At 38.4% G+C, this 23,586-nt stretch carries 24 protein-coding genes; 17 read left to right on the top strand and 7 right to left on the bottom strand.

Annotated elements, in window-relative coordinates:
- Positions 1-220 precede the first annotated feature (220 nt).
- From parE to I5J82_RS07360, 8 genes are all read left to right on the top strand, one after another.
- Complete coding sequence (gene parE / locus I5J82_RS07395; protein WP_233096588.1) at positions 221-2,161, top strand: DNA topoisomerase IV subunit B; 1,941 nt, start codon at positions 221-223, stop codon at positions 2,159-2,161.
- Between the two features lie 13 nt (positions 2,162-2,174).
- Positions 2,175-4,619 carry a DNA topoisomerase IV subunit A gene (gene parC / locus I5J82_RS07390; RefSeq protein ID WP_198767301.1) on the top strand — a complete coding sequence of 815 codons (2,445 nt, stop codon included), beginning with the start codon at positions 2,175-2,177 and terminating at the stop codon, positions 4,617-4,619.
- A 304-nt stretch (positions 4,620-4,923) separates the two neighbouring features.
- A complete protein-coding gene (locus I5J82_RS07385) occupies positions 4,924-5,430 on the top strand; it encodes a metal-dependent hydrolase (protein ID WP_198767300.1) in 507 nt (168 codons plus the stop codon).
- 84 nt (positions 5,431-5,514) lie between these two features.
- A complete protein-coding gene (locus I5J82_RS07380) occupies positions 5,515-6,030 on the top strand; it encodes a type 1 glutamine amidotransferase domain-containing protein (protein ID WP_198767299.1) in 516 nt (171 codons plus the stop codon).
- Positions 6,031-6,146: 116 nt separating this feature from the next.
- Entirely contained in the window at positions 6,147-6,968 is an 822-nt protein-coding gene (locus I5J82_RS07375; RefSeq protein ID WP_198767298.1) for an EcsC family protein, read from the top strand.
- A gap of 185 nt (positions 6,969-7,153) precedes the next feature.
- On the top strand, positions 7,154-7,387 hold the full coding sequence (locus I5J82_RS07370; RefSeq protein WP_198767297.1) for a hypothetical protein: 234 nt from the start codon (positions 7,154-7,156) through the stop codon (positions 7,385-7,387).
- Positions 7,388-7,471: 84 nt separating this feature from the next.
- Positions 7,472-8,965, top strand: a complete 1,494-nt coding sequence (locus I5J82_RS07365; RefSeq protein WP_198767296.1) for an amidase — start codon at positions 7,472-7,474, stop codon at positions 8,963-8,965.
- A gap of 157 nt (positions 8,966-9,122) precedes the next feature.
- Positions 9,123-9,677 (top strand): cysteine dioxygenase, encoded by a 555-nt coding sequence (locus tag I5J82_RS07360; RefSeq protein ID WP_233096426.1) that lies wholly within the window; start codon positions 9,123-9,125, stop codon positions 9,675-9,677.
- 52 nt (positions 9,678-9,729) lie between these two features.
- Here the strand turns inward: I5J82_RS07360 and I5J82_RS07355 are convergent, their stop codons facing one another.
- Together I5J82_RS07355 and I5J82_RS20605 are read right to left on the bottom strand one after the other, a co-directional pair.
- Entirely contained in the window at positions 9,730-10,353 is a 624-nt protein-coding gene (locus I5J82_RS07355) for a sterol desaturase family protein (RefSeq protein WP_198767294.1), read from the bottom strand.
- Positions 10,343-11,041 carry a GntR family transcriptional regulator gene (locus tag I5J82_RS20605; protein WP_198767293.1) on the bottom strand — a complete coding sequence of 233 codons (699 nt, stop codon included), beginning with the start codon at positions 11,039-11,041 and terminating at the stop codon, positions 10,343-10,345. Before I5J82_RS20605 ends, I5J82_RS07355 begins: the two co-directional genes overlap by 11 nt.
- 34 nt (positions 11,042-11,075) lie before the next feature.
- Between I5J82_RS20605 and I5J82_RS07345 the strand changes: the two genes are divergently transcribed.
- From I5J82_RS07345 to I5J82_RS07330, 4 genes are read left to right on the top strand one after another with little or no spacing between them, the layout of a single operon-like run.
- Positions 11,076-12,740: a spore germination protein gene (locus tag I5J82_RS07345; RefSeq protein ID WP_198767292.1), complete on the top strand. Its 1,665-nt coding sequence runs from the start codon at positions 11,076-11,078 to the stop codon at positions 12,738-12,740.
- Positions 12,737-13,948: a Ger(x)C family spore germination protein gene (locus I5J82_RS07340; RefSeq protein ID WP_198767291.1), complete on the top strand. Its 1,212-nt coding sequence runs from the start codon at positions 12,737-12,739 to the stop codon at positions 13,946-13,948. The genes I5J82_RS07345 and I5J82_RS07340 overlap by 4 nt, the downstream gene beginning before the upstream one ends.
- A complete protein-coding gene (locus I5J82_RS07335) occupies positions 13,935-14,093 on the top strand; it encodes a hypothetical protein (protein ID WP_198767290.1) in 159 nt (52 codons plus the stop codon). Before I5J82_RS07340 ends, I5J82_RS07335 begins: the two co-directional genes overlap by 14 nt.
- 2 nt (positions 14,094-14,095) lie before the next feature.
- Positions 14,096-15,211, top strand: a complete 1,116-nt coding sequence (locus I5J82_RS07330; protein WP_198767289.1) for a GerAB/ArcD/ProY family transporter — start codon at positions 14,096-14,098, stop codon at positions 15,209-15,211.
- Here I5J82_RS07330 and I5J82_RS07325 read toward each other — a convergent pair.
- The gene (locus tag I5J82_RS07325) at positions 15,205-17,049 is read right to left on the bottom strand and encodes a terpene cyclase/mutase family protein (RefSeq protein WP_198767288.1); all 1,845 of its coding nucleotides are present in this window, start codon (positions 17,047-17,049) and stop codon (positions 15,205-15,207) included. The two genes, I5J82_RS07330 and I5J82_RS07325, sit on opposite strands and share 7 nt — an antisense overlap.
- 134 nt (positions 17,050-17,183) lie before the next feature.
- On the opposite strand from I5J82_RS07325, the gene msrA reads away from it, so the two are divergent.
- Complete coding sequence (gene msrA, locus I5J82_RS07320; RefSeq protein WP_198767287.1) at positions 17,184-17,714, top strand: peptide-methionine (S)-S-oxide reductase MsrA; 531 nt, start codon at positions 17,184-17,186, stop codon at positions 17,712-17,714.
- Positions 17,715-18,012: 298 nt separating this feature from the next.
- Here the strand turns inward: msrA and I5J82_RS07315 are convergent, their stop codons facing one another.
- A complete protein-coding gene (locus tag I5J82_RS07315; protein ID WP_198767286.1) occupies positions 18,013-18,528 on the bottom strand; it encodes a TetR/AcrR family transcriptional regulator in 516 nt (171 codons plus the stop codon).
- A gap of 96 nt (positions 18,529-18,624) precedes the next feature.
- Between I5J82_RS07315 and I5J82_RS07310 the strand changes: the two genes are divergently transcribed.
- The gene (locus tag I5J82_RS07310; RefSeq protein WP_198767285.1) at positions 18,625-18,969 is read left to right on the top strand and encodes a VOC family protein; all 345 of its coding nucleotides are present in this window, start codon (positions 18,625-18,627) and stop codon (positions 18,967-18,969) included.
- A 32-nt stretch (positions 18,970-19,001) separates the two neighbouring features.
- On the opposite strand, the gene I5J82_RS07305 is transcribed toward I5J82_RS07310, so the two are convergent.
- Both I5J82_RS07305 and I5J82_RS07300 read right to left on the bottom strand, forming a co-directional pair.
- Entirely contained in the window at positions 19,002-19,715 is a 714-nt protein-coding gene (locus tag I5J82_RS07305) for a DUF421 domain-containing protein (protein ID WP_198767284.1), read from the bottom strand.
- A gap of 164 nt (positions 19,716-19,879) precedes the next feature.
- Positions 19,880-20,059, bottom strand: coding sequence for a hypothetical protein (locus tag I5J82_RS07300; protein ID WP_198767283.1), 180 nt, complete (start codon positions 20,057-20,059; stop codon positions 19,880-19,882).
- Between the two features lie 36 nt (positions 20,060-20,095).
- On the opposite strand from I5J82_RS07300, the gene I5J82_RS07295 reads away from it, so the two are divergent.
- Positions 20,096-20,701 (top strand): LysE/ArgO family amino acid transporter, encoded by a 606-nt coding sequence (locus I5J82_RS07295; protein ID WP_233096425.1) that lies wholly within the window; start codon positions 20,096-20,098, stop codon positions 20,699-20,701.
- A 164-nt stretch (positions 20,702-20,865) separates the two neighbouring features.
- A complete protein-coding gene (locus I5J82_RS07290) occupies positions 20,866-22,230 on the top strand; it encodes an LVIVD repeat-containing protein (RefSeq protein WP_198767281.1) in 1,365 nt (454 codons plus the stop codon).
- 110 nt (positions 22,231-22,340) lie between these two features.
- On the opposite strand, the gene I5J82_RS07285 is transcribed toward I5J82_RS07290, so the two are convergent.
- Positions 22,341-23,102 (bottom strand): SDR family NAD(P)-dependent oxidoreductase, encoded by a 762-nt coding sequence (locus tag I5J82_RS07285; RefSeq protein ID WP_198767280.1) that lies wholly within the window; start codon positions 23,100-23,102, stop codon positions 22,341-22,343.
- A gap of 110 nt (positions 23,103-23,212) precedes the next feature.
- Here I5J82_RS07285 and I5J82_RS07280 point away from each other — a divergent pair, with 110 nt between their 5' ends.
- Positions 23,213-23,581, top strand: a complete 369-nt coding sequence (locus I5J82_RS07280; RefSeq protein ID WP_198767279.1) for a MerR family transcriptional regulator — start codon at positions 23,213-23,215, stop codon at positions 23,579-23,581.
- Positions 23,582-23,586 lie beyond the last annotated feature (5 nt).

Here is a 23,586-nt window from a genome sequence, read left to right as displayed (position 1 = left end):
ACCACCCGCAATCATACGGGTGGTTTTCCCATGCTATCTAGCAAAGTAACATTTTTATTAGAAAATATTCTTTTCGACACTAAAGGTTTTCAGTTGATATACCGAGAAATAAGAGGAGAATATACAGACAACAGTAGTATAGAAACAAACGTTCTGCTATTATAGTAGTACTGCAGCAACGCGAAAGGAGCAACACAACTTGGCTAGTAATAAGTCATTAATGGAGTATAACGATGATGCCATACAGGTGCTCGAAGGTTTAGAAGCCGTTCGAAAGCGTCCAGGTATGTATATTGGAAGTACGGATGCTAGAGGGTTGCATCACCTCGTATATGAAATTGTAGATAACGCTGTTGATGAAGCTTTAGGCGGATTCGGTGATTACATACATGTGAAAATTCACAAAGATAATAGTGTGTCGGTATCTGATGATGGCCGAGGAATGCCAACAGGTATGCACAAACTTGGGAAACCAACACCAGAAATCATTTTTACTGTTCTTCACGCTGGTGGAAAGTTTGGTCAAGGGGGATACAAAACATCTGGAGGATTGCATGGGGTAGGAGCTTCAGTTGTAAACGCACTATCTGAATGGTTGGTGGTAACCATCCACCGTGACGGAAAGACTTATCGCCAGCGTTTTGAGAATGGTGGAAAACCAGTAACAACACTTGAAGTGATCGGAAATACGCGTAAGTCTGGAACGACCGTCCATTTTAAACCAGACCCGACCATGTTTTCTACGATCAACTACAACTACGAAACACTAAGTGAACGTTTACGAGAAGCAGCGTTCCTGTTAAAGGGAATCAAGATCGTACTTGAAGATGAACGTAACGGTGAAAAAGACGAGTTTCAATTTGATACAGGTCTTGAGGCATTCGTAAAATATTTGAACGAAGATAAAGATTCCCTGCACACTGTGGTGAGTTTTGAAGGCATACAAAACGAGATCGAGGTGGATTTTGCGTTTCAGTACAACGATGGATATGCCGAAAACGTATTATCGTTCGTAAACAACGTGCGCACAAAAGACGGTGGAACGCATGAATCTGGTGCGAAAACGGCGATTACTCGAAGCATCAACGAATATGCTCGTAAAACGAACATGTTAAAAGAAAAAGATAAGAACTTAGATGGATCTGATATCCGTGAAGGTTTAACAGCTGTTGTTTCAGTTCGTATTCCCGAAGAATTTCTGCAATTTGAAGGGCAAACGAAGAGTAAATTAGGAACGAGTGAAGCACGTTCTGCTGTAGATGCCGTAGTAGCGGTTAAGCTGGCGTATTTCCTTGAGGAAAATCCTGCAATTAGTGAAATGCTCATCCGTAAAAGTATTAAAGCCGCACAAGCGCGTGAAGCAGCACGTAAAGCACGTGAGGATGCTCGAAACGGTAAAAAGAACAAACGTAAGGATTCTATGTTGAGTGGAAAGTTAACGCCAGCTACATCAAAGAATCCTGAACGCAACGAACTCTATCTTGTCGAGGGTGATTCTGCAGGCGGTTCTGCTAAGCAAGGACGTGACCGTAAATTTCAGGCAATCCTTCCGCTACGAGGGAAAGTTATTAACACAGAAAAAGCAAAGCTTGCTGATATCTTTAAGAATGAAGAAATCAACACAATCATTCATGCGATTGGAGCTGGAGTGGGCTCTGATTTTACTTTAAAAGATGTGAACTACGATAAGATTGTCATCATGACTGATGCAGATACAGATGGTGCGCACATCCAAGTTCTATTACTAACTTTCTTCTATCGATACATGAAGCCGCTTATTGAAGAAGGAAAAGTATTCATCGCACTTCCTCCTCTTTATAAAGTAAGCAAAGGAACTGGTAAGAAGGAAGTCATCGAGTATGCTTGGGATGAGGACGAGCTTAGAGAAGCACAGAAAAAGATTGGAAAAGGCTACATTATCCAGCGCTATAAAGGTCTAGGTGAGATGAACGCTGACCAGTTATGGGAAACAACGATGGATCCCGACACTCGTACATTGATCCGAGTAAGAATTGATGACGCTGCCCGTGCTGAAAAACGTGTATCTGTCCTAATGGGAGATAAAGTAGAACCACGACGAAAGTGGATTGAAGAACACGTGGCGTTTGGCATAAACGAAGAAACTAACATACTAGATAACGAGAACTTGTCAGCATTCTGAGGAGGTTTAAAGATTGTCACTGCTTGAGAAATTTAGAGAGCTGCCGTTAGAAGACGTAATCGGCGACCGCTTCGGAAGATACAGTAAATACATCATTCAGGAGCGTGCATTACCTGATGCAAGAGACGGCCTGAAGCCCGTTCAGCGCCGTATTTTATATGCGATGTTCGCAGAAGGAAACACGAACGAAAAACCATACAGAAAATCAGCAAAAACGGTCGGTAACGTAATCGGTAACTATCATCCACATGGTGATTCTTCCGTTTACGAAGCAATGGTCCGTATGAGTCAGGACTGGAAAGTAAGAAATGTTCTGATTCAGATGCACGGTAACAACGGTAGTATTGATGGAGACCCTGCAGCTGCCATGCGTTATACAGAAGCGAGGCTATCTGCGATTGCTTCTGAACTGCTACGTGATATTGATAAAGAGACAGTAGAGTTCGCACCAAACTTTGATGATACAACCGAAGAGCCGGTCGTATTGCCAAGCCGTTATCCGAATCTATTAGTCAATGGATCAACGGGAATATCTGCCGGTTATGCGACAGATATTCCACCGCATCACCTTGCTGAAGTTATCGATGCGGTAACGATGCAGATCGATAACCCCGATGTTTCTCTTGAGGAATTAATGACTGTGATCAAAGGGCCAGATTTCCCAACAGGCGGAATCGTCCAAGGTCTTGATGGCATTAAGAAGGCGTTTGAAACAGGAAAAGGACGCTTTGTCATTCGTGCAAAAACGGAGATCGAGAGCTTAAAAGGCGGTCGTCAGCAGATTGTCATAACGGAAGTTCCTTTTGAAGTGAACAAAGCGAACCTCGTTAAGCGCATGGATGAGTTGCGTTTAGATAAAAAAGTAGATGGTATCGCTGAAATTCGAGACGAGACTGATCGCACGGGTCTACGTATCGTGATCGAGCTTCGTAAGGACGGTAATGCTGAAGGAATTCTAAACTATTTCTTTAAGAATACCGATCTTCAAGTCTCTTATAACTACAACATGGTAGCGATTCATAACAAGACACCGAAACTGATGGGTTTGAAGGCCATTCTTCATTCTTACATTCAGCATCAAAAAGAAGTTGTTACTCGCCGTACACGATATGATCTAAGAAAAGCAGAAGAACGTTCACACATCGTTGAAGGTTTGATTAAAGCTATTTCGATCCTAGACGAAGTGATCGAAACGATCCGTGCTTCAAAAGATAAACGAAATGCAAAAGACAACATCATTGAAAAGTTTCAGTTTACAGAACCACAAGCTGAAGCGATTGTGACTTTACAGCTTTATCGTTTAACAAATACGGATATTACGACGCTCCAGTCTGAAGCTGAGGACTTAGCGAAAAAAATTACGTATCTACGTTCTTTATTAGACAGTGAGAAAAAGCTATTTAACGTTATCAAAAAAGAGATGGCTGAGGTTCAGAAGAAATACGCCGATCCACGCCGTACAATCATTGAAGCGGAAATTGAAGAGATCAAGATCGACATGGAAGTGATGATTCCGTCTGAAGATGTTATGGTGACTGTTACAGAAGACGGATATGTAAAACGTTCTAGTGTTCGTTCTTACAGTGCTTCAAACGGAGAACCGCCAGGCATGAAGGATACTGATTCACTTCTCATGGCGTCTCAGCTAAACACAACCGAAACGCTTCTCATGTTTACGAACAAAGGTAACTACGTTTATCTGCCTGTGTATGAGATGCCAGAGATTCGCTGGAAAGACATGGGGCAGCACTTAGCGAGTCTTGTTGGACTAGATAAAGATGAAAGACTGATCAAAGCATACCCGATTAAAGAGTTTGCAGAGAATCAATACCTCATCTTCTTTACAAAGCAAGGTATGGCTAAGAAAACAGAACTTAAGTCTTATAAAGCAACACGATATAACCGTCCACTGATGGCGGTGAAGCTTAAAGCAGACGATGAAGTTGTTGATGTTTCGTTAACAAACGGAGAGAAAGACGTTTTCATTACGACACATTTTGGATTGGGATTATGGTTTGCAGAAGAAGAGATCTCAATCGTTGGACAGAGAGCTTCAGGAGTTAAAGGAATTAACTTAAAAGCTGGTGACCATGTGGTTAGCGGATTTGCGCTGCCAAAAGATCCAGAAAAAGCACAAGTTGTTATTGCGACACAGCGTGGTGCACTTAAAAAGATGAAGATTTCAGAATTTGAGAAAACCTCACGTGCAAAACGTGGTCTCGTCATGGTGAGGGAGTTGAAATCAAATCCTCATCGTATTGTGGGTATGAAGTTAATTACAACAGATGACATACAGTTTGTTTTAGAAACAAGTTCAGGAAAAGTTGAGACGATTTCTCCATCAAATTACAAACCAGCTGATCGGTACAACAATGGTTCGTTTGTTGTGGATACAGGAGAAACGGGACCAATAACTCGAATCAAATCATTGGTTTCAACTGAACAATCAAAAGAGTAGCTCTTGCTGCTCTTTTCTTCTTTTTTAATACTTGGTAGTTCTTGAAAGTAGTTGATTTTCGTTCCAGGATGCTCGCTTTCCATGGGGCGTACAGTGAGCCTCCTGCCGCTTTGCGCCTTTAGGAGTCTCCACCTGACCGCTCGTCCCATAGGAGTCTCGCACCTTGCACTCCAATCAACTTACCAAAGAAGTCAAGAATTAAAAATCAGCAGCAATGTAGATAAAGAACCCTCTGTAACTTGTAAATGAGGAATATAAAACAGTTAGGGAAACTACACAACTAGAGAAATGAGAGATACATAACATGAAGAGCAACACACATTTACTTGGAGGAGTTGTTGCAGGTGCTGCTTACAAGGCTTTTACAGATCTGCCTCCAGAGACTCTGCAGCATGAACTGACTTTTTTTGGTGCGGCTGTTCTTGGTAGCCTGCTTCCTGATCTTTGTCATCCAGGATCATATATAGGAAAGAAAACGGTATTTTTATCTAAAACGATATCTAAGACATTTGGTCATCGTACGATTACTCATAGCTGGATTATAATTCTACTATTATTTCTGTTGCCAGAGTGGATAGATTGGCAATATGAACAAAGTTTATGTACCGGCTTGGTCGTAGGGGTACTTTCGCATCTTATTTTAGATGCTGCAACATCGAGAGGTATTCAGCTTCTGTATCCGCTGCCCATTCGTTTTCGTTTTCCATTCTACACAAAAACAGGTTCAAAAAAGGAAACAAACATAGCCTCGTTACTTGGTTTAATAGCCGCTGTATTAATGATTCATCTATATATCGTCTCCTTGTTTTAAAGCAAGAATTTAAAAAGGGGTTTAATATACTTCCTCAATGGTAATACAACAAATGTACACACAAAATTGAGGAGTGGTTAAAGAATGGCTAAAATTGCAACAGTACTCGCAAACATGTTTGAAGATGTAGAATACACAGAACCAGCAAAAGCGTTTCGGGAAGCTGGCCATGAGGTAACCGTTATCGGCTCAGAAAAAGGTGCAACACTTGAAGGAAAGCAAAAGGAAGCCCAAGTGACGACGAATGCCGCGATCTCAGAAGTGTCACCTGAAGATTATGACGCACTTTTCATTCCTGGTGGATTCTCGCCTGATATCTTAAGAGGTGATGATCAATTCGTACAGTTTACGAAGCATTTTGCTGATGAAGGGAAGCCTGTATTTGCAATCTGTCATGGTCCTCAGCTCTTGATTTCTGCCGAGGTTTTAAAGGGGAGACACGTTACTGGATTCAAGTCTATTCATGTTGACTTAAAGAACGCGGGAGCAACAGTTAAGGATGAAGAAGTAGTTGTTTGTGGTGGTAATCTTGTAACGAGTCGCCAACCAGATGATATTCCTGCCTTTATTCGAGAGTCATTAAAAGCACTGCAACAATAAGTGGTTGTAAGATGAACCGTCTAGAGATAGATTCTAGGCGGTTTTTTTCAATGGTTGAAACTAAATGTAGCACAAAGCGTAAAATAGATATGAAAATATAGATGGGATGAAGAACGATGGAAACAAGGGAGTATTTATTGAAAGAACTTCAACAGATTGAGAAATGGGAAAAAGATCAAAAAGGGATATGGTTTTGGGAGCGGATAACGCGCTTGCCGTTTAAGCTGCTAGATAAAGTGACACCAAAGTTTATTCAAAATAAAATTGGTACACTTCTCGATGAAATTGGTGGATACATACAGAATGGTGGTCAATATCTATCCAAAGAGAAATCTGTTTTTCAGTTCTTCGAAAAACAAACGGGTAGAACGATTCATGATTTAGCAGACTTTAAAACAATACCAGTAGAAGAAATGAAGAAGGTTTCTTTAGAACTAGCAAACAAACGAAAAAGTGCTGCAACTCTACAAGGAGCTAGTACTGGAATTGGAGGTATCTTCACGCTAGCGATTGATATCCCTACTATATTAGCAATCTCTTTAAAAACTTTACAAGAAATAGCGATTATACACGGATATGATCCAAACGATAAAGAAGAACGAGTCTATATCCTAAAATGCCTTCAATTCTCTACTTCTGATTATATAGGTAAAGAAGCGATCCTTAATGAACTTGCTGCAATTAGTGAGGAAGAGAAGAAATCTAGAGAAGTTATTTCTCAAATTCAAGGTTGGAGAGAAGTTACTTTAACGTTTACAGAGTCATTTGGTTGGAAAAAGCTGTTTCAAATGGTACCTATCGCAGGAATCCTCTTTGGTGCATTCGCGAATCGGTCTATGATCAATGATCTTGCAGAAACAGGAACGATGCTTTACCAGAAAAGAAGAATTGTAGAAAGGTTAAAGTGTGATACGACCGCTGCTATAGAATCGGAGTAAAACGAATATACGAAGTAGACATTTCTAACATTTTATGGAAATGTCTTTTTTTGTGATCTATCTCACGCAAACTATACACAAATGATAATCGTAATTCAGTTTTGAAGGACTAATTCGCTTATTTGTTGAAAGTACATGTAATATAAAAAAAGAAATAAATGTAAATGAGCGGGTGACAAGTAAACATGGAACATATTGATAAAAGAAACCGGCTGGAAGAAAAACCTTTTAGTTACCGAGAAACAAAAGATCACAGCGTATTTTTAGATTATTATGGAAAACAAGTGAAAATTCTTAAAGGAAAAGAAGCAGAAAAGTTTTTAGATAAGATAAATGCTGCAGACAGTGATTTGGCGAAACAGTTGATTATGGCTAAAGTAACCGGCAATTTTAAAAGGGGTAATGAACGTAAAATATGACATGACTTCAATTCCTTCGGGTGCACAAATTCTAATAAACAATGATTATAAAGCATACTCATCAAAGTTTTAGGAGTGAAATAGATGAAGGGGTTCAACTACAAAGATTATGATGGATTAGGGCTTGCTGAGTTAGTAAAAAAGAAGGAAGTACAGCCGATGGAATTGGTTGAAGCGTCCATTAAAAGGATTGATTCTACAAATCCAAAAATCAATGCTGTTATTAACATGATGTATGAAAAGGCACGGGTGATGGCCATCAATGAACAAAGTGGGCCGTTTGCAGGTGTACCGACACTGTTGAAGAATATTTCACAAGAGGTGGAAGGCGAACCGATCACAGCTGGCTCGAAAGCTTTTCTTTCTTACCGAGCCAAAACTGATTCTGAATATGTACGAAGGTTAAGAAAAGCAGGCGTTATATTTCTCGGACAGACGAACGTACCAGAGTTTGCTTTAGTCGCTTATACAGAACCTGTTCAATATGGACCCACCCGGAATCCGTGGAATCCGAATCATACACCTGGTGGTTCGAGTGGAGGTTCAGCTGCAGCAGTCGCTTCTGGTATGGTTCCTTTTGCCGGTGCGAACGATGGCGGAGGTTCCATCCGAATTCCAGCATCTTATTGTGGTCTGTTTGGATTAAAACCAACGAGAGGAAGAACTCCAGTAGGCCCAAACTTTGGACGTTCTTGGCAAGGAGCATCAGCTGAACACGTTATAACACGAACTGTTAGAGATAGTGCAGCTATTCTCGATCAATTGCAAGGTCATGAAAAAGCAGGTGCCTTTCATACTCCAAAATTTGAAGGAAGTTTTATAAATGCTGCTAGCACTCCCCTAAATCGAAAGTTAAGAATTGCTTTTTCTGTCTCATCTCCCATTGGAACAGAAGTTCATGCCGAATGTCGAGATGCAGTTGTTAAGTCAGTAAAATTATTAGAGTCTATGGGGCACGATGTGGAAGAGATAGATGCTCCTATTGATGGACAGAAAATAGTGAAGAGTTATCTAATGATGTATTTTGGTGAAACGGCTGCAACATTAACATCACTGGAAAGTATTCTTGGACGGAAAGTGACTTATCGAGATGTAGAGCCATCTACCTGGCTACTTGGTTTGCTCGGAAAAGCAACTTCAGCAGAAGAATTTGTACTCAGTATTAGAGAATGGGATAAAGCAGCTCTACAGATGGAGACCTTTCATGAAATTTATGATGTTTACATAACGCCTACGACCGCTTTTGGACCCGCTAAGATTGGAGAACTTCAGCCAACAGCTTCAGAACAATTTCTTATTCGTACTGTCGGTCAGTTAGGGCTTGGAAGGTTTTTAAAGAAGGCAGGAATTGTCGATCAGATTGCTCGAAAAAATCTAGCTCGGACTCCTTTTACACAGTTGGCCAATCTGACTGGACAACCCGCTATGTCTATTCCATTTCATCTTACAAAAGAAGGGCTACCAATCGGAGTACAATTCATGGCTGCAAGAGGTCAAGAGGGGTTGTTGCTTCAATTAGCTGGAGAACTCGAACGATCTGATCATTGGATAGACGTGCGTCAAAATCCGTTATTTTAAAAAAATATGATACTTCAACCGTCTAGCTATCGCTAGGCGATTTTATTTGGGCTGAATAATTTTTTTCATTCACATAAGTGACAAGTTCATGTTCATATAATTAGAATGGTTCTTCGCTTTCTTTCATTTTTAATAAATTTTAGAAGGAGGTAACGTGTTGAAAACGAGTGTTAAATCAATAAAATTTTTGGATTCACTCCACAATCCTTCAAAGGAAGATCTCAAAACAGCTCTCATTTCTTTAAATATAGAGCTTGAAGATGTTCAAACAGAACTTAATACTTCAGAGAGTAAACCTTATTATAGAAAGCTATTATATCAGAACGAAGAAGTAGAATTATTGGTGATGAATTGGTCTCAATTAGAGTGTGCTCCACATGATCATGGAGCGTCGCAAGGTTGGATCAAAGTGCTTAGTGGTTCATCCAAGAATACCGTATATGAGATTAAAGAAAATGGGCTACCATCTGAATTATTTACAAAGACTCATGATAAAGACCAAATTTTTTACGCACCTGTAAACGGCATTCACAAGATGAAGGCTGAAGAGAATAGTGATCTTGTCACACTCCACCTCTATTCACCACCAATCAGTGGTATGAAGGTTTATGATCTTGAGAAATGTTCGGTATGTATAGTCTCTGATGATTGCGGAGCATGGTGGCCAGATGAGCAGCGACAAAAGTTAAAAGAGATGCAGTTAAATTCTTGAGAAACAGAGAAAAAGTCCAATTAATATCCAAATTTAATTGGACTTTTTTTATTCAATCATTACTTCTATTTTCTAAGTCTTTCGCAGTAGCACTCCATTCAACATCTTTTTCATCCTTTAAAGTCCCGAATAAAACATCTATAAAGGGAGTTGAAACGCCATACCAATAGTTCTCGTTCTTAAAGTGATGTAAGGTGTGTGTCTTTTTAATCCATCTGCCAAATCTGGTTTTCGGCTTGAGCGGTCGGTGGGCCACATAATGTTTCCATTCATAGATGAAAAACATGAACAAAAGACCGATAGAAAAAGACAAGGTGTACTGAACTGATTGTGTGAGGATAAAAAGAAGAGTGGATAGAAGAAAGAGGCTAGGAACGCTATACCAAATTGGCAAGAATAATAACTTTAATTCATTAGGCTTTTTATGATGATCATAGTGTAATCTTTTTATTAATTTGAACAGAAATGTATTTTTAGGTGCTTTAATATGAAAGAAAAAACGATGCGTAAGATATTCGCTGAACATGTAAATCAAAATACCAAGTGGAAAGAAAAGTAGAACAGTTGTCGTAAGGTTCATCGTAAATAAGATGCTGATTATTAGGATGAAAATAACCATCATTACTAAGATATCAAAATGAAAGAAGAAATCTCGATACATCCCTTTACTCTTCATAAGTCTCTCCTCCATTCAACTTTTTCTTCCAAAGATCTAAACTTTTTTCCATCATGGATTGCGTTATCTTTTCAGTCTTCTCTATGTCACCCATCAGAATAGATTCCAACAAGACGAAGTAATATTGTTTAGAAATTGAGCGATGGGAAGAGTCAGCGAAATATTTGAGTGCCATTTTGTAATAAACATTTTTAAAGCTATTCAAGATCAGGCGATAAATGGGGTTTGGAGATAAATGAGCCATATCTTGCTGTAGATTCCAATCAAATATGGCAAATGAATTTGGTTCATCTTTCAATTCATCCAGTGACGAGAACAGTGCGATCAGTTTTAAACGGTTATGATGTGCTGCATCTCTTATATAAGCTGGAGTTAAAGAAATTCTCAGTTGGAGCATATGCAGGACAAAATCATCGGGAATTTCGTCTTCCAGTTCTAGCATATTAACGATTGTCATCAAGTTTCCTTGTTTCCAATAATCATTCACTGTGGCTGGCATCCCTTTGTGTATGGTGATCCAACCATCCCGTTCCAAACGTTGCAAGGCTTCTCGAATCGTTGGTCTTCCTACATCAAATTGAGAAGACAAATCTCTCTCAGATAGCATTGATTCATGAATGCCGAGTTTTCCTTCTAAAATCGATTGGATGATTTGCTGTCCTATAATCTCTGAAGAGCGTTTTCCCACAGCAAGCTACACCTCGTTTCTGGTGGTAATACCAATGATTGATAGTGGTATTACCAAATATATGAATGTAAAAGAGTTTCATACCAATCTTTTATTTCAAAGTACCTATACTGAGATGCAGGTGTTTTATGTTTGTATAAAACAGATGGCAGTTACAAAAGCTGAGAACATCAATTATTTAGAAAGGGGAAAAGAGATGAGCCAGCAATTTTTCAAAAGAAAACGTCATGATTCTTCATCAGCATCTGAAAAATATGATCATCTTCATGTATCCTCTGATCTAAAGACGAATTTACTAGAGATTAAAAACATTCTAGGCGAAAGTATCGATGTGAAAATTGTAGAGTTTTTAGAGATGCCTGTTCCTTTTGGCATTTGTTACATCGAAGGATTGATCAACAAACAGCAACTAGAATTATCCATTATTGAACCTATAAAGCGGACACAACTAGAAAATAATAAATTACAACCGAAAGAACTTATCCATCAGACAGAAGTTTCCGCAATAATAAGCCCATGTCCTCATTTCGATTTGATCATTACTCCCGTTTTAAAAGGACAAGTTATTATTTTTGTAGACGGAATGACTAAGGCATACTCTATTCCACTTGAAACGTGGGAGACAAGAGGTGTAGAAGAACCAGAAGCACAAACGATGGTAAGAGGACCACGTGAAGGATTTATTGAAACCCTTCAAACAAATACAACCTTGATTAGACGCAGAATCTCAAATCCTACTTTGCGTTTTAAGCCATTTCAGGTGGGAAAGATTACGAAAACAACGATCTTAGTTTCATATCTAGAAAGCCAGGTTGATCAAGAAGTCTTACAAGAAGTGATAAAACGGATTACGAACTTGAATACGGACAAAATCTTTGAAAGTGGAATGCTTGAAGAGTTGATTGACGAGAACGGATACTCACCATTTCCTACCTTTCAATCTACAGAACGGCCAGATGTAGCTGCAGCTGCTCTATCAGAAGGTAACGTTGTAATCATGTTCGAGGGTACACCATTCGTCCTTATCACACCAACAACATTCATATCGTTTTTTCAAGCGGCTGAAGATTATTACCATCACTTTGATCTCTCAAGTTTCATACGTGTGATCCGAGTAATTTCGTTCATGATTTCTCTTGCTCTTCCGGCGGCTTATATTGCAGTTACTACCTTTCATCAAGAGTTGATTCCAACTAACCTTCTAGTCAGTTTAGCAGCTCAAAGGGAAGGAGTGCCATTTCCTGCATTCGTTGAAGCTCTTGTTATGGAGACGATCTTCGAAATTCTTCGTGAAGCAGGTATTCGTATGCCCCGTCCCATCGGTTCAGCGGTATCCATTGTAGGAGCGATCGTTATTGGTGAATCTGCGGTAGCCGCAGGACTAGTTTCACCAGCTATTGTCATCGTCGTTTCATTAACCGCAATTTCTAGCTTCGTTTCACCTTATTATGGCTTTAGTGGTGCTGCACGATTGCTTCGATTCGTTCTAATGATCTTAGCAGCAACAACCGGCATCTTTGGTATGATTTTTTTCATGATCGGACTGTTAATCCACTTGTGTTCACTAACTTCTATGGGAAAACCTTACTTCTCACCGTTAGCTCCTTTTCAATCAGGTAAGCAAAAGGACAGTCTACTGCGTCTCCCTTTATGGTGGACTCAAACGAAAATGCATAGAAAATGGGTAAAAAAATCATGAGAAGTTGGAAAATATTTGCGTTGATCTTCTCTTTTACTTTAATCTTAACCGGTTGTGCTGGTCGAATAGAGCTCAATGAACTTTTGATCGTATCTTCTATTGGTGTCGATTACAAGAAAAATAAAACGATTGTTCATTTTCAGGTGGTCAATCCGGGAGGTACAGCAGGTGGACAAGGTGGTGCTCCATCAGGAGGGTCTGGAGGATCGGTCTACACCTATACGGTAGCAGGTGAAACTCTTTATGATGCGGTTGAAAAAGGAAGAAATATACTACCTAGAAAATTGCTTTTTTCACATATTACAAGTGTCATCATTGGTGAAAAGTATGCAAGGACAAAAGGATTAGCACCATTATTTGATTTTATGGAGCGTAATCATGAAGTTCGGGATAATGTCATCATGTTTGTTGCAAAGAATTCGACTGCGAAAGATATTCTTTCCATGTATACACCGATTTTTAAAAACCCTGGAGAGTCTTTAAAAAATAGAGTTAGGTTAGCTGCTACCTCCACAGGTATATCTGAAGGAATTAAGGAAAAAGACGTTGTTCGTTGGAGATATGGAGAATTTAGAGATCCCGTCATTCAAGGGGTAGAAATCGTGAAGATTAATGATAGTCAAAGTGAGACGTCGAATCTAGAAAATATTAGTGCGAATGATAAGACTTATCGAATTTCAGGATTGGCTGTTTTCAAAAAAGAAAAAATGGTGACATGGTTGAACAATGATCAGACGAGAGGCTGGTCTATTATCAATCGAAAAGTGAAGGATATCTTTATTTTGAGTCACAAATGTGATAGTAAGAAAGGCAACGTAGGATTTATGGTAAAAAGTGTGGACTCAAAAACAAAGGTCCATTATAAGGATGGAAAATTAAAATACGTTGTAAATGTTAAAGGCAAAGCAATCTTACAAGAAGTTACATGTGCAGTTGATGTCGGAGATCCTAAAACGCTCCTTGAGATGGAAAAACGAGTGAACGAAGAATTAGCGAGACATATAAAAGGTACTGTGAAAAAAGCACAGGATGAAAAGACAGATGTATTTGGATTTGGGAAATTGCTTTATAACAAGGATCCCGAAGTTTGGAAGAAATACAAAGAAAATTGGAAAGACGAGTTTTCTAATGTAGAACTTGAAACGAATGTGTCCATTAAACTTGAATCTGTAGGAGCGAGGGTGGAAACCATTCATGAGCAAAAGTAAATCCTATAAAATTACACTTACGATCTTTTGGATCTTCTCGATGATAAACTTGGCAAGTTTTCTCTCGAATAGACAATGGCTTCCTTTTTCTAAATGGATTGATGCTCTATATTCACCATTATATAAACTGATGTTTGGAGGATAAACATGAACCATACTATAAATCGATGGCAGCTTGTTTTAATCGTAGTCAGTTTTATAATGGGCAGTTCCTTGTTAATGGCACCAAACTTAACCGCTTTCTTTTCCGCTCAAGATGCTTGGATATCCATGTTTATTGCGGTAGTGATTGGATTGATCTTGAATGTAACTTGGATATTAATCTTAAAGCGGTATCAGTTTCGCTCAATCTTTCGAATAACCGAAGTCGCTGGGGGGAAAGTGCTTGGAACGGTATTAAATATCATAATCATCTTTTATGCTCTTCATTTAGCTTCCTATGTCGTTCGGAATCTTAGTAACTTTATGATTTCGAACGTCATTCCAGAATCAAGTCCATGGACCTTTCAGATCATGATCATCTTACTTGCCGTCTATTCTTGCTTTTATGGATTAAACAATATTGGGCGTGTAAACGAATTTCTAACACCTTTTATGATCCTCTTCTTTATTAGTTCGTTAGCACTTACTACAAATCAGTTTAGATTTGCACATCTACAGCCTTATTTTGAACAAGGGTTATTAAAAATATCACAAGGCGCATACACGACGACGGGATTTCCGTTTATCGAGATCATTCTGTTAGGAAGTGTTCTCACCTATGTGAAAAACAAACATAAACTCTCCAAAAATTATCTAGCAGGAATCTTGTTTGGTGGAGTGGCTCTTATCTTAACCGTATTTATAGCTGTAGGTGTAGAAGGAGCTTATATGGTAAGAAGACAAAGCTACCCTACTTATGAATTGATGAGAGATATATCAATCATTAATATCTTTGAAAGGGTAGAGGTCATAATAGGTGTTGTTTGGATATTTGGCATACTTGTTAAGATTGTTGTAAGTCTTTTTACAGCGTTGAAAGGATTACAGCATCTATCTAAGTTTCCCAACTACCATCCTTTTCTACTTCCTGCAGGACTATTGATTTGGGCGATGAGTAACCATATCCACACGAATGCAATGGAGTTTACAGATTTTGTAGGACGAAATTGGACGTTATGGTGGTTTACTTTATATCTCGTTTTACTTGTTGTATTGGGTATAGGTATTTTGCGAAAAAAAGATAAGAATCAGGATCAACATGAAGAAGATTCTTCTCAATAAAACTTTTTATAATAGTGAGAAAGTGCAAGAAGTGGCCAAATTTTATCATAACTATGATAACGAATATAAAATGCACCAGGTAAGCCAGCTCCAGTTGGATAGCTGGCTCTTTCTTGTTTAGATAGCAACCATGTAGCAGCTTCCTCCATTTCCGGAATGGATTGGTCGTAGATTGAAGTTAATGCATGAAGCGCCCAAGCTGTTTGAGAAGGTGTACTTTCATTCAAGCTAACGTAGGTTCTCTTTGAATCACTTGCACATGATTCACCCCAACCACCATCTTGATTTTGAATCGATAGCAACCAGTATTTCGCTTTCTGAATTTCTTTATCTCTTGGATGAACACCACATGCCATTAAACCTGTAACCGCTGCCCACGTTCCATAAATGTAACAAACACCCCAACGTCCGTACCATGAACCATTCACTTCCTGATTCGCTCTTAACCAGTTCACACCTTTTTTGATAGTGAGGTATTCTTGATTCAAGCCATGGTAATTTCCTAAGAACTCTAACGTCCTGCCTGTAATATCAGGTGTGGAAGGATCAATAAGAGCATCTTTTGCATGCTTAATAGGAAGGCTTCCAATTAAATAACGATTTGTATTCTTCTCAAACGCTGCCCATCCGCCATCATCGTTCTGCATGGACACAAGCCATGCAAGCCCTTTTTCATAGCTAGAATAGTATGAGGAATGAGTGCGAGAGTATTGTGCCATTGTACGTAGTGCCACTTGGGTATCGTCTAGATCTGGGTGCTGCGTGTTACCTATAGAGAAGCCCCAGCCACCTGGGGTTGCATCTGGATTATGAACAGACCAATCACCATATTTATTCTGCTGTTGTGACAGTAGAAAGTTGGCCCCTTTTAATAGTTGAGCGTTTGTATGTGGAACACCCGCTTCCAGCAATGTATATAGAATGAGAGAGGTGTCCCATGTAGTGGAAGGTGAATTCTGTAGATGCATCGTGTGATCTATTTCACAAAACATCTTCATCAAGCCACTTAGTGCGTTTTGAATGATGGATGATGACCGTTCAAAGCCATTAGAAAGGAGACCATACACCATAAAAATTGTTGTTAACCCATAACTAAGAAGTGTCCCATCCGGTTCAATATGGATTTGAATATAAGAAAGAATGTTTTCTTTCTTTGTATTCATGTATGAGTCTCTAATATTCAACACAGAAAACAGATTGATCCAATCTTCTATGTTAGAACCTTGATCTGATTTTCCTAACAGTTCTGATAGATCAGGCGTGTAGCTTGAAGTTAATTTCTTTTTACCTTCAATCATCAATAAAACAGGTGCGAAGTGGGCTCTTGCATAGCTGCTTATATCATAACGGTTAATGGGAGAAGAAAGTGGAAGTGAAAAGAGAATGGCTGGGTCGATGGGCAGGTCTGGCCAGTGATATAAACCGTTCATTGCTAAAAAGACTTTTGTTAGAAGGTCCGCATTTTTTAATCCTCCATTATTTATGATGTAGTGTTTGGCGTTCTGAAGCGTTTCTTCCGTGTGTGAAAGGGGCTTTACATACAAAAGAGCTGTATAAGCTTGGATGGTCGCGGACAAATTACCAGGCTCCTCATCAGGATATACACGCCATAGCCCATCTTGAGACTGTTTGGAAAGGATGCGTTCAGCAATTCTATTAATAAGTCTCTCATTCCTGTAATCAATTGTTCGTAATAAAATGAGCATATAAGCGTCTGTGATCACAGAATTCTCAAAGCAATAACGCCATGTCCCATCGGGTTCTTGTAGGGAAAGGAGTTCATTACACCGTTTATAAATTTCTGATTCTATCTTCTTTTTAACGTTCAAATTTCTCACCGCACTTTATCCATAGTGGTTACAGTGTATGTAGCATATGGGTTATCCTATGAACAAGGAAGTTCAATCACTGTTCTTTTTCCGTCTATCACGTTAAAATCTTTTTAAGCAATGAGTTTTTGTTTTAAGGAGGAATGAGTTTGAGTAATAAAGAATTAGCAACATTCGCAGGGGGTTGCTTCTGGTGTATGGTTAAACCATTCGATGAATTACCCGGCATTCATAGTATCGTATCTGGTTACACTGGTGGACAACTTGAAAACCCATCATACGAACAAATAAAAAAGGGTGAGACAGGGCATCGTGAAGCGGTTCAAATCACATTTGATCCGAAGGTTTTTCCTTATCAAAAATTGTTAGATCTATATTGGCCACAAATTGATCCAACAGATGATGAAGGTCAGTTTATCGACCGTGGAAGTCAATATAGAACAGCAATCTTTTATCATACCGTGGAACAAAAAGAACTAGCAGAGAAATCTCGAAAGGCTTTAGAAGAAAGCGGCCGGTTCAATAAGCCGATCGTAACAGAGATTCTGCCAGCAAGTGAGTTTTATGAAGCAGAAGAGTATCATCAGGATTTTTACAAAAAGAATCCTAAAGCTTACAAAGAAGAGCGTGAAACGTCTGGCAGAGACAAGTTTATAATCGAAAACTGGAAGTAGGACACCATAATAATATTATGTAAACTAATTAAAAGAGACTTTAGTCATAAGTCTCTTTTTTTTACTTCTAGATTTTTAATTTATACTTAAGGCAAAGTATATGACATTCAAAACTAGCGGTTCAGTTTTCTAAGTTAGGTGTGCGAAATAAAATTCGAAATTGGAATACGTTCAAGAAGTTAGAAAGCAAATCAGAAAACATTTCTATGGAAACCTTTTAAAACATGGGTATTTGTTTGAATATAAAGTGGTCACTTTTTCCTCTTCAAAATGTTGGTTAAAAAGTACATTGAGATATCTATATCATCTTCTCGCTAAACCAATTTAACGCTTTTTTCGCATCTTCGGGTGACATACCTTGAGTTATATTTTTTAAGGATGCCCGCCAGACGGAAGAAAGAATAACTTCAACTCCTTCTACTAAATTATCTCCTAATATTTCATTGAACAGGATGGCTACTAGGTCTCTATTAGAGCTATAATCGGGCTCACTTAGTAGTTTACACGCATTAAGTTTTACAGCAGCATTAAAACCGACCAACATCGCCGATTTTAGTGAAGTCAATGAATCGTCATGAACTTCTGCAGCACCTTCCATTCTGCTCGTAATTCTTCTTTCAATCTCTTCGCGAACAACTTTATACAGTTCGATCTTATTACCAAAATGATGATATAGAGCTCCAGTTGTTACGCCTATTGATTTAGCAAGTTGTTGAACATTTACTCCTTCATAGCCGTGCATGCCAAACTCTTTTATCGCTTGGTTTAATATTTTTTCTCTAATTGAACCTGGAATTGGAATATTTGATTTCATGATTAGAGTATATCATGTTGACACATTAACGTAAATGATTTACGATTTACATAAATCATTTATGTTCTAAAAAATGGAAATAAGGAGCGTTGTCACATGAAGTTAGTTTTTCATTCTCAACCAGTAAAAGACATTAAAAAAGCTGTGATTTTTTACCGTGATGTTTTAGGAATGGAAGAAGCGTGGAGAGAAGGAGATCATACAGTAGCTTTGAAGACAAATGCGGATACTCAAATCTTGCTCGAAGATGATAATGGGGAACATGAATTTGGTCCAGGTAGCGTTTTTTTAGTTGATAGTGTTGATAAATACTTCAAAGAAAATAATCGAGCGCTTTCTTTTGTCAAAGAACCATGTGATATCCCTCCAGGTCGATATGCAATTTTTAGTGACGATTCAGGAAACCCAATCAGAATAATTGATATGTCAAAAAGGTCTTGAAACCTTGTAGATCCTACAAGGTTTTTTTGCTCTTATTCCACATCCAAAGGGGACTTAAGCTGATCATCATGTGTATCTATATAAAGTTTATTGCTGCTCGTTAATAAGGCATAAACAACTTTTTCCGCTGAGAGATTCCGCTTGATGAGTTCGGTTTGCAGCCACTCACGGGAGATGTTGTTTTCTTTTAAATTGTTCTGTAAGATATCGCCATCCATAATCAACTCAATCGGCAGTTTTACTTCAGGCTTGTACATACTTAAGTCTTTACGCGTAACGGTAAGGTGCTGTTCTTTCTTCTTCACAGATAACATTCCGTTATTTTCAACTAGCGCATAATCCACTTCGTCAACAGAGAAAATATCCTTTTGCCTAAGCTGTTGATTCAAATAATCGAGTGTGTAGCGCATTTTCTTCATGTTATGTTCGAGTATCTTGCCATTTTCTATTACGACAGTTGGATCACCAGCTACAAATTTTCTAGCTCTTTTGCTTTTTAATGAAAGATAAGCAGAAAGATAGATCAAGACAACAAAAACAACCAATCCGAGAAAAATGTACCGCGCTTTGATTTCAAGCGCAAATGATAGGTTTGCTGTAACAGAACCAAGTGTTACAACTGCGATAAAGTCAAAGATAGTCATTCTAGAAACAGTATGTTTGCCTAGTATTCGGGCTGCAACGTATAAGGCGATAAAAGCAACAATGGTACGTATCACAACATCTATATAAGTGTTCAAAGACATCACTTCCAATAACCAGCATTATTTATCATTTATTATTCTTTTTATCCAAATATATTGAATTTAAGACCGTATTCGTAATAGGTCATAAAGATTTGTGGTTTTCTGGAATTATCGTTTCTACATATATAAAAAACGCACAGATTTTATCTTGTGCGTTTTAAACTTCACGATTTGGTTTTCTTGTACTGATTCAACACGTGAACCATGCCTTCTTCGATAAGTTCATTTGCTGGCTTATCCAGTTTTTTTGCTAAAGCCTTAATTTCTAAGTACAATGAATGGCTTAATGTGGTATTTATATTTTTACGGTCATGATTTTTCTTTCGTATTTCACTCGTATACATCTAGCTACCTCCACTTCAAAAGGAGTTGATCCTCATTTGGCTCATGTTTTCATTCATGGCATTCTTTTAGCTTTCGGTCTGATCTTGCCATTAGGTGTACAAAATGTTTTCATTTTTAACCAGGGTGCTCAACAACCATCGTTCTGGAGAACTCTTCCTGCTGTTGTAACTGCTGGGGTTTGTGACACTTTGTTAATCGTTTTAGCTGTAGCAGGGATATCGGCTATTATTACTGCTTTTAGTACGCTGAAATTGTTGTTAATGATTGTCGGTATTCTCTTTTTATTGTATATGGGGTGGTCGATTTGGTCTAGCAAAACTAATCCGGAAACCTCTCAATCTAGTATGCAGCTGAAACAACAAGTCATTTTCGCCGCAACCGTATCCCTTTTAAATCCGCACGCTATTTTAGATACCTTTGGTGTGATAGGTACGAGTTCACTCGCCTATTCAGGATCTGAAAGGGTAGTGTTCACACTAACTTGTGTCGCGGTGTCATGGCTCTGGTTTATAGGATTGGCATTAACGGGAAGGACCATTGGAAGAATAGACTCTGGGGGAACCATATTAAATCTGATTAATAAAGGATCAGCTATCATTATTTGGTGTATTGCAATATACCTAGCGACTATTATTTTTTAAAGAATCTAGTTCTTTAAGCATCCCCAGAAACGTTGACATGCAACTTATTACTTACAAATACTAGAAAATAAAAATTGTTAAATCCTTCCTTTGACTCTAGGTTAATTTGCTGAATTTTGAAATAATTTAATTCGTTAGCGAACTAAAATCATTGGGAGGTACATATGAACAGAAAATTTGTTTTAAGTCTTAGCCTTGCAACAGCCTTAAGTATTGGGAGTATTGGTTCATTTGTTTTAGCTCATGATGAATTAGGATCTGATATTATTGAAAAGGGAACAGGGCCTGGTTATGAAGCCATTGAATCAACGATTGAAGGGTCTCAAAGTTTTAACTGGAAAGAGGTAGCAGCTGTACAAATCAAAGAAAAAAATGGCAAACAAAATAACACAGCTGACGTTTATGTACATAAAGGTTTTGCGTACACTGGGACACACACGAAGAGCGGTGGTGAAGGCGGAGTTCGTGTTTGGGATGTTAAAGATCCATCAAATCCTAAAGAAGTAGCATTGTTTGCTGATGATATCCCCGGCACTTGGCAAGAAAAAGTAATCGTGAAACGTGTTAGCACAAAACACTTTCAAGGAGACTTAGCTGTTGTTTCCGTTCAGCAGCTTAATCGTAAAGCAGAAGGATCTGTTGGAGGATTTCTTTTATATGATGTAACGAATCCTTATCAGCCAAAAAAGCTTGGATTCTGGGAGCTTGATAAGCGTGTTACTGGAACACATGAACTGTATTTGACCGAGCAGGGTGGCAAACCGTATGTTTTGACTGCAAATCCATACGCTGATTATTATACACATGGAGAGCAAAAGGACTTCCAAATTGTTGATGTGAGTAACCCAGCTTTACCACAAACGATCTATCAATTCGATCCTCGTGAATTACCAGAAGTACCAGAGGACTTTGACGGATATAACTGGACAGATTCAAATGGAAAGCAACGCGCTGTATTTAACCACAGTACGATGGCTGATGTAAACGGTAAAACAGCTTATCTGTCCTTCTGGGACCTAGGTACAATCGTATTAGATTTGAAGAATCCGGAGAACCCAACATATTTGGGAAGAACTACATTTAGTGCAGCACAGCAAGGATCTGCTCACTCTGCGGCTCTTGCTAAAGGCGGAAATGTGTTGATTGAAACACGTGAAGTGTATAACCCTACAAAACCAGGCTATGAACAATCATACGGTTATACACGTATTTTTGATATAAAGGACAAGAGAAATCCTAAGCTACTAAGTGAATTTAAAACAGAACTTGTTGATGATGTTCAATATGGAGTCACGTTTGCAAACACTGTTCACGATCCGAAAGTACATGGCAATACACTGTACCTTTCACATTATGGCGGAGGGGTCCGTTCAGTTGATATTACAGATCCTAGCAATCCTGTAGAAATCGGTAAATACATTCCTGAAAAATCAAACATCTGGGGTGTTGATGTAGCAGGTAACTATGTCTACGCTTCTGATATGGGAACAGGATTAAAAGTTCTTAAACTGACGAATGGTGAACAGTAATCTTAAGAAATCAACGTTCACAAGTATTATAATTTTACAAACGACCAAACAGTCCCACATTCATACAAGGGGACTGTTTGTTTTGGCTATATAATAATTGAGTAATAATCTTATTTTCTACTTCTTTCTACATAAGGATAAATCGGGTCTTTTAAATGGTATTCATAGGTCTCACCATCAACGATACCCACAACTTTTTCACTATCATATAATTGGAGTAAAAACTCAGCCATCTCTTTACTTGTATGGAATTTAGGAACTGTACCCTCATACTGAAATTCTTCAAGATCCATGGAACGCTTCGCAAATTCTGTCTCGGTCGCAGCTGGAGCCAACACTTTTGCTTGCATGGCTTGTCCTTTACTCTTTAATTCTTGTGCAAGTCCTTCTGTAAAGGCACTTACATAAAATTTGGATGCGCAATACGTTACAGCATCCGCAACAATTGTGTAGCCACCGCCAGAAGAAATGTTGATAATTTGAGTTCCTTCCACGTCAGCGTAATCTTTTACATAAAGAGAAGAAAGAACGGTTAATGCTTCTATATTTAAATGAAGCATTGTTTCAATTTTATCTAAATTTTGCTCACCGACTGAAGCAAAGTTTCCAAACCCTGCATTGTTGATCCAAGTTTCAATCTCATAATTCTTTAGACTTTGGTAAAAATCATGCGCATTGGATGTAACGGATAGATCAACTGTACGAACAACAACATCCAGTTCTGGATACATAGATAGAACGTTTGATTTCAGTTGCTCTAATTCCTCTGTTCGCCGAGCTGCAATAATTAAATTTTTGCCTCTTGCTGCGAATGCAAGGGCAGTTTCGTATCCAATTCCAGAGCTTGCTCCTGTAATAACCGTGTATTTCATTAAATTTCACTCCTTAAATTTATTCATTTGGTAATTGTTCTTGTGTTTTATTATACTGATTAGAGTAAACTCTAAGTCAAGGAACTAGATACCAGTTGAGGTGATAAAACATGTATACCATTGGAGAAGTTGCTAAACTCCTTAACATTACTACACATACACTTCGATTTTATGAAAAAGAAAAGATCATTACACCAGAACGAACAGATCAGGGTGATCGTCGTTATTCAGAGTCTCATATTCAATGGCTGCGTTTTGTTATAAAACTTAAAGAAACGAAAATGCCGCTTGTTCAAATTCAGGAGTATGCTTCATTATTCTTACAAGGTGAGAAAACCACTTTAAAGAGGCTGAGCTTATTAAAAAATCATCAAGATCATGTTCAGAATCAGATTCAAGTATTAATGGAAATTGATGAAATCTTGCGTAAAAAGATTTCAGCTTATGAAGACTATCTCCTGAAACGAGATTTCAGCTAATACAT

Origin of the sequence: Fictibacillus halophilus, from assembly GCF_016401385.1 — a bacterium.
GTDB lineage: Bacteria > Bacillota > Bacilli > Bacillales > Fictibacillaceae > Fictibacillus > Fictibacillus halophilus.
The sequence above is the reverse complement of the archived record's forward strand: the minus strand, read 5'-3'. Positions and strand labels throughout refer to the sequence as shown.